At 57.2% G+C, this 6,853-nt stretch carries 8 protein-coding genes; 3 read left to right on the forward strand and 5 right to left on the reverse strand.

Annotated elements, in window-relative coordinates:
- From ACN9MW_RS32005 to ACN9MW_RS32025, 5 genes are all read right to left on the reverse strand, one after another.
- On the reverse strand, window positions 1–339 hold the full coding sequence (locus ACN9MW_RS32005; protein ID WP_426172497.1) for a VirB3 family type IV secretion system protein: 339 nt from the start codon (window positions 337–339) through the stop codon (window positions 1–3).
- Window positions 340–343: 4 nt separating this feature from the next.
- On the reverse strand, window positions 344–727 hold the full coding sequence (locus ACN9MW_RS32010) for a hypothetical protein (protein WP_426172499.1): 384 nt from the start codon (window positions 725–727) through the stop codon (window positions 344–346).
- A complete protein-coding gene (locus ACN9MW_RS32015) occupies window positions 696–1,682 on the reverse strand; it encodes an ATPase, T2SS/T4P/T4SS family (RefSeq protein ID WP_426172500.1) in 987 nt (328 codons plus the stop codon). The genes ACN9MW_RS32010 and ACN9MW_RS32015 overlap by 32 nt, the downstream gene beginning before the upstream one ends.
- A gap of 208 nt (window positions 1,683–1,890) precedes the next feature.
- A complete protein-coding gene (locus ACN9MW_RS32020; RefSeq protein WP_426172501.1) occupies window positions 1,891–3,720 on the reverse strand; it encodes an ATP-dependent helicase in 1,830 nt (609 codons plus the stop codon).
- The gene (locus ACN9MW_RS32025) at window positions 3,717–4,526 is read right to left on the reverse strand and encodes a hypothetical protein (protein ID WP_426172503.1); all 810 of its coding nucleotides are present in this window, start codon (window positions 4,524–4,526) and stop codon (window positions 3,717–3,719) included. The genes ACN9MW_RS32020 and ACN9MW_RS32025 overlap by 4 nt, the downstream gene beginning before the upstream one ends.
- 230 nt (window positions 4,527–4,756) lie before the next feature.
- On the opposite strand from ACN9MW_RS32025, the gene ACN9MW_RS32030 reads away from it, so the two are divergent.
- The 3 genes from ACN9MW_RS32030 to ACN9MW_RS32040 all read left to right on the forward strand — a co-directional run bounded on the left by ACN9MW_RS32030 (window position 4,757) and on the right by ACN9MW_RS32040 (window position 6,804).
- Entirely contained in the window at window positions 4,757–5,791 is a 1,035-nt protein-coding gene (locus ACN9MW_RS32030; RefSeq protein ID WP_426172504.1) for a hypothetical protein, read from the forward strand.
- Window positions 5,792–6,048: 257 nt separating this feature from the next.
- Window positions 6,049–6,255, forward strand: a complete 207-nt coding sequence (locus ACN9MW_RS32035) for a hypothetical protein (protein WP_426172506.1) — start codon at window positions 6,049–6,051, stop codon at window positions 6,253–6,255.
- Window positions 6,256–6,411: 156 nt separating this feature from the next.
- On the forward strand, window positions 6,412–6,804 hold the full coding sequence (locus tag ACN9MW_RS32040) for a hypothetical protein (RefSeq protein WP_426172508.1): 393 nt from the start codon (window positions 6,412–6,414) through the stop codon (window positions 6,802–6,804).
- Window positions 6,805–6,853: the final 49 nt, after the last annotated feature.

The raw sequence follows: 6,853 nt of genomic DNA on the forward strand, positions 1-6,853 counted from the left end.
CTAGATTCGAAGGCCGCGACCGACTTTAGCTGGCCGCTCAAAGGATTCAGGCAATGTCTCGCGCGCATCAGGGTGATACGACGTGGACAAGATGGAGTACTTCGCGTACATCGCGAAAATGCGCGGATCCTTACGGTAGATCCACCGCAGGACGGAGTGCGCAAGCGCACCAATACCAAGCGGAATGAGCGCCCACAACCAGCTTTTGGAAATGCCGGAGTTTCCAATGAGGATGAACGCTAGTACAGCAGGCCCCCAGATCACGCCCATTGCGGTGGACGATATGCCATTGCTGAGTCTTGGCTTTTGTAAGGCCTGGTTGACGCTCGATTCGCGCATGAGGTTACAGCACGCAGCTGGTGGTCAGGCCGGAATTCACGATCAGGGTCGTGCCGCCGATGACGATCGCGCAAGCGGTACCGACGGTGATCACCACGTCGTGCAGCTTCGAAACCTTGAACACGTGTTCGATCGCCCACATGGTGATAGCGACCAGGGCCGCAGTACCGACGATGGCCTTGAAGTACTGGGCGATGTAGCAGAAGAATCCGGCGCCGGCGTTGCCGCCGGACTGTGCAAATGCGACTTCAGGCAGCATGACGATGGCCAGGCCTACAGCGGCTTTCAGGGCTGCTTTTTTGTTGGTGCTGCTTGCGCTATAGGTTGCGATTGCGGACTGCTTCAGCGCGTGCGCCTTACGCAAGGTTTTCGAGAACATATTTGCCATTTACTACTCCTTTTACGAGGCTGATTTCTTCTACACGACGTACGACGCGGGCAACCCCGTCGACGACATTGATACTTCGATTAACGAATACAACAAGTTTCACCGCCTTGGCGATGTACTCGCGAGCGAGTTCTGCGGAAATTGAGGCGTTATCTGGAAGCGACATTTGGTAAAGCATTTCCAGTGCCCCTAACGATTCGAGGGCGGAGTCGCCGTGAATCGTGGAAATCGAACCTGGGTGACCTGAATTGAAAGCGCGGATAAGGTCGTAAGTTTCATCGCCTCGCGTTTCGCCGAGCAGCAGACGGTCAGGCCGCGAGCGCATGGCGAGCTTCACCATGTCGCGGGCAGTGATGTTGAGGTCGGCATTGGTGAGGAGCGGAACGAAGTTGGGAATGTCGACGTGGATCTCGCGCGAGTCCTCGATCGACATTATCCGTTCATGCTTCGGAATCAGGTTCAGCAGGGCGCCGAGCAACGTGGTCTTCCCAGAGCCGGTGCCTCCACCGACGATCGTGTTGAGCCGCTGATGAATTAGTAGGTCAACGAGCAGGTCGGCCTGCTTCCCGGTGAGGGCTCCCCACTCGATCAGCTGGTCCAGAGTTGGGCGTTCATCCTTATCGAGGTGCTTTCGGATGGTGATGAATGAACCCGATGGACTAACGGGCGCCAGGGCACCGGCGATTCGGAAGTCGTCAATGCTCGCGTAGATGATCGCGTCGCCTGTGTTCTTGCGCAGATCCTTGCCCGCGTACTTCGCCACCGCCTTTAACGTAGTCTCAATGGAGGATTCAGAGAGCAACTCGCCCTTGTAGTTAATCACGCTCCCCTCTTCCACAAACACGTGGCCACCGGGGTTAATCATGATCTCCGTGACCTTCTTGTCATTGAGCCATTGGTCCAACGGCTTCAAGTTCATGCGAAGGAGGTTTACGACGACGTTGACGTTTAGCATTGGACGTTGACTAGTTTGGGTTTCGCCAGAAGTGCCCGATGATCCACGATGCAAGGCCACAAATCGCGCTGAAACGCCGAGGAAACCAAGCCGCTTTTACAAAACAAAAAGGGCACCACATTGGCGCCCTCTGGTTTGGGGTAACATTTTGTGTCGCAACGCAGTTCCCGTATGTTGCTGATTTATTGCGGAAAATCCGTCCTTCGCATCAGCTTTTGGCACCGCGTTTTGGTGCTTCTAGCAGCCTCGACTCATATGCGAACAAGCTTGGCTTTTTATCCTTGGTCGCCGAGACCCAGAGCATTTCCTTCGCCCGAGTCATGGCAACAAACATCAGCCGACGCTCCTCCTCGAGTGAACTCTTCTCCGAGGGGAAGGCACCGTGCTGCACACCGACAATCCATACCCTGTCAAACTCAAGGCCCTTCGATCCGTGTGCGGTTAGCAGCCAAACCACGTTCTTCCGTTGTTCGCCGGTTTCGACGGCAGCCCTTTCTTCCTGCTTGGCTTTCTGTTCTGCGCTTCTCAGGTCGGACAGGTGCTTGGCCAGGTTCTTCTGCTTGGGGTCAAATAAGTCGGCGGCCGTCTGCAGGACGTAATCGCTATTCGGCTTTTGGATTGTCTCCAGCAGCCATTCATGAACACCCATGTGGAGCAGGCTATTGAAGCCTTGCTGCAGCAAAGATGCCCATTCGTTGTACTTCTTCGCGAAGTTGCGCCAGGTTTTCACCCCGGCTTCTGACACGTTGCTGCCCTCAAAATCCTTTGGGCTGCCGATTCGGATCGAGGAGCCGAACAAGCGTCGGATCTCTCGCGAGTCGCCTTCGCTCATTCCAGTCCAGGCCAAAGCCATATCGATGTCGTTGGCGCTCACCTTGATCAGGGCACGCAGCACCGCGCCGAAGGTCTGAACTTCCACGTAATCGAAAAGGCTTTTGCCATCAGACTTCCGGAAGGGAATGTCGCGCATCATCAGGGCCCGCTGGATGTCGATCAGCTCCCGGTTGGTATGGGCGATCACAGCGAACTCGGCGCCCTCCCCGAGAGCCTGTGCCGCTTCCTCGGCGACCGCAGCGGACTCGGTTGCGACGTCCTTGAACGTCTCCCAGGCCACTACCCCGCCCTCCCCTTTGTGCGCGAACAGGCGCTTTTCAATCCGTTCGGTGTTGTGGTTGATAAGGTGTTGCGCCGCGCCTAGGATCTCGGCCCGACACCGGTAATTCGTACCCAGTAGTATGCGGTCGGCTCCGAACTCCTTAGTGAGTCGGTCCATACCCTCGTACCCTAGCGCGCGGCGGAAGCCGTAAATCGACTGATCGTCATCGCCGACGGCGGTGAGGTTTGTGCCTGCCAAGGCATGGTGTCCGATCCATTCGAATTGGGCTTTGTCGGTGTCTTGAAACTCGTCGACGAGCATGTCGTTCACCGCCAAGGGCGTCAGCGTGCCATCCCGCATTGCCTTGTTTGTTTTGAGGATAATGTCCTGGAAATCGATTTTTCCAGAGCGTTGCATGATGTCTTGGTAGGTTTCTACCAACCCCCGAGTTTCATCGTCGAGGTGATCGAGCGAATCGGACTCCTTTGCCGCCTCAATGACGAACAAAGCATCTTGAACCTTCATGTTGATTCCATTTTCCTTCAACGATCGCTGAACGAACTGGAACTGGACACCGGTCTTGACCAGGTCCCACTCCTCGTTGAATGGGGACCTCATATCCATCAATATCTCGCGGCCGAACTGGCTGCGTGCCCTCGATGGGAATGCCATGAGCAGGCAAATGCTATGGAACGTCCCGACTAACAGACGGGGACTTGCCTCTTCGCCGGCGATTTTGACGATGCGTTCACGAAGTTCCAGCGCCGCATCTTTTGTGAACGTGACGGCAGCGACCCGGCGGTCTTCGCCAAGCAAGACGGCCGCCTTGGAGGCGGCCGTGCTTGTCTTGCCCGAACCAGGGCATGCGATCGCCAGGCAGTGGCCCCGAGCATCGACTACGGCCCTTTGCTCGGGGTTCAGCTTGGCAAGGTGGCCGATCAAGCGGCGTCCTGTTGTTCGATACTGGCGGAGTTGGCTGCTTCGCCGGCTTCAGGCGCCGGCGCCGACTTGGCCTTCTGCTCGACTTTGCTGCGCATACCGCGCATGGTCTTGCTCAGGAACGTGGCCAGGTCACGCAACCCTTTCTTGGCCTTGTTTTCCTGCGCTTCGATGTGCGCGGTCTCGATTTCGCCGTTCCAGTGCAGCTGCACCAGGCCCATCAGGATCTGGTCTTGAGCCAGCACTACCTTCAGCAGACGGTGGGCCAACTGGGTGCGTAGCTGTACTTCGCGCTCGGAGGCTGGTTTCACGTACTGCGGCTTGATGGAAGCTTCGGTCAGGTAAATGCTTAGCTGCTGCTTCACGCCTTCGAGGTCGGTTTTGGCTTCATTTTCCAGCGCCTGGATCTTGGCGATTACCTGGTTCATGAGCTGCTCGGCGCTGGTGTCACCGACGAACAGGTGGGCACGTTTGCCGAGAACGAAAATGCCGTTTTCGCAGCCAGCATACCAACGTTCGAATGCGGAGCCGATCACGCGCTCGTTCAGAGCGACCTTCAGAACAACCGATGCGACACCTTCATGGCGCTTTTCCAGGTTTTTGATACCGCGGTTGCGTTCACGCTGGGCGCGCGAGCGCAGCACGTCCGCCTGCGCTGCATTTACGGCGCCGACAGCAGAAGCGTTCAGCTGCGTCTCGCCTTCTTCCACCAGGCTGCCGCGCAGCTGATCCTCAGCGCTGGCAACTTCGTGCAGCGCGTCCGTGAACATATCGTTGTTACCGGTAGTGGTTGGGGTTGCTTCGGTCATGTTGACGTCCTTCGAATTGGTTAAGAACCCACATCCTGCCGACTGCGCTCTGGTTATTCAAAACAAAAGGCGACCGATTTTCGCCCGGATTATTTGTCTGTGGTGGCCAGACTGGCCGAAGATGGGAATCTGGATTGGATTCCTTGGGCTTTTGGCGGCAGTCAGCCTCGCGCGAGGCGTAAGGTATGCCCACTTAAGGAACCGTCCCACCCACCTCGAAACAGGTCGACATGAAATCCATGGTTATCGATTGCAGCAGAACTTGTGCGAATGACAGCACTCCTCGTGAACCTGAGGAGCCGAAATGCGTGCCGCAAGCAGAGCAGAAGTCCCCAACCTACGCGAGCATGGTGGCGACGCCGGCGACGGTGCGTTTTTCTATACCAATCGCTGGCAACAATGAACCAGCAGGGAGAAAGGACCAAAGGACCGAAGCCGCCCCGCCCCAAACTGAGGGCGCACGATCGAGCATCACCAAATGCAAACCTGCCTTTTCCGACCGCGCGGCGAACGAATCGTCCTTTGCGCGTCCGACAAAGGTTGCCGAAGACTCTTTGTTGGAGCCCGTAGTACCAGATGGTAGGACGCCCCCCACAACTTCCCCCGATCTTCCGCCGACGGCAGTCTTGCTCCATATGCCTGCCAGGGAAAGCGTTGGCGATGTAGCCGCTCCGCCAGTTGTCGCCGCTGAAGATCAATACCTGGATCAACCACACGCCGGCGAGACGGCCCCAAACACAGACCAGGGCCGAAAATCCACAGAGCGCCACGACAATTCCAAATCCACCCGCCGCCTCAAGTTGCTGTACGCGGCCCTGGTTCCTGCGGTCATCGCGGTGAACTTTAGTATTGACGGGGCCCGCGAATTCGTGCGCGACCTGGTTCATACGAAAGAAGGTGTCGCTGTGCTGCAAAAGCAAGTGGCCGAGCTTAAAAGCGCGGCCCCAGCCCAACCAGCAGCTTCTTCGACAGTCCCGCCTGCGATCCAGCAACCGATTGCTGTCATCCCTCCCGAGCAAGCGTTCGAGAGTATGCCTTCACCAATTCCTGATCGTAGCCGAGTGCCTACACCAACTGCAGCGCGCAAAGTGCAACCGGTTTATGTTCCAGAATTGAGCACGAAGCAGAAGGACCGTGCCGAGAAGGACGATATTCCAGAGCCAGGCCAGTTTGTACTGAGTACCGACGAGAAAAAAAACGCACCGGTAGTGCAGCAGGCTGCTGTGCCTCCAGCAAACGAATTCAAATTGCTTGGGGATAAGTAACGTGCTGGGGCGTCGAAAACATCAGTTAATTCCCTGGTCTGCTCTTATCGGCCGGCGGCCCCGCGCCGATGATCCGCTCCGGAAGTACTTATTGGTCGTCCGGACGTTGGTTATAGCCGGCGCCATCGCCTGGGTGGGCACCAATCCAGAAATTCTGGATCTGGGCAAACAGCTCTCGAGCGCGTTGCATACATTGGCACAGCAGATCGAGACCACAGAAACCGAATCACATCAACTTAATTCCGAAGGACCAGAACATGGCAAAGCTGACCGCTGAAACCGCGGTAGAACATGCGCGTGATGGTGCAGACTGCATGGTCGAAGCCAAAAAGATCGCCACCAAGCTGCAGAAGAATTTCCCGGAGCACGCCGAGTCGTTAGGTAAGGCTGTCGCGCACATGAATGAAGCGAGGACCCTGCTCAACACAATCGAAGTCGCGCTCACGCCAAAGGCGCCGCGGTAGCCAATGGCGCTGATTTGCCTGATTGGCCGCCACGGTTGCGGTAAATCGTCTGTTGGCCGTGCGCTTGAGACTCTGGGTTTCAAGCATGTTAGCGTAGGACTGCTACGGCGCCTCGCCAACTCCAAGAATTGTCCAGCCGACGTGCCGGTGACGCTGATGTCCGCAATGCGCCGATCGGCACCTGGCGCACCGCTGATTCATGACACGGCTGCGAAGCTGCTCAAATACGTGGCGACGTTTCCCAGCTGCGTGTTGGATGGATTCCCGTCCAGTGAAGAGCACCTCGACCTGCTTCCCGAAGGCGTGATTTTCGTTTTGCTGTGGACGCCGCGACAGGTCCGCGAGGGCCGCCTGACAGTACGTGCAGCGGAATCGAAGCGCCAGTGGGTCGCCGGCAGGCCTTCGTTAAGGGAACAGGCCCTTGCCGAGGTCATCCGCAAAGCGCGCGAAGCCGGCCGCGTTCGATTTCTGGCCAATCGGGCGGACACCACGCTTAACGAGCTCGCACAGCAGCTGCACTCTATTGCTCTTTCCGACTTGCGCAGCTAGATCTGAGTGTTTTACTGGGGGTACCGTTACCTCCAGAAAGACCTCGACC

This window comes from Pseudoduganella sp. R-34, from assembly GCF_049904655.1.
Lineage (GTDB): Bacteria > Pseudomonadota > Gammaproteobacteria > Burkholderiales > Burkholderiaceae_D > Rugamonas.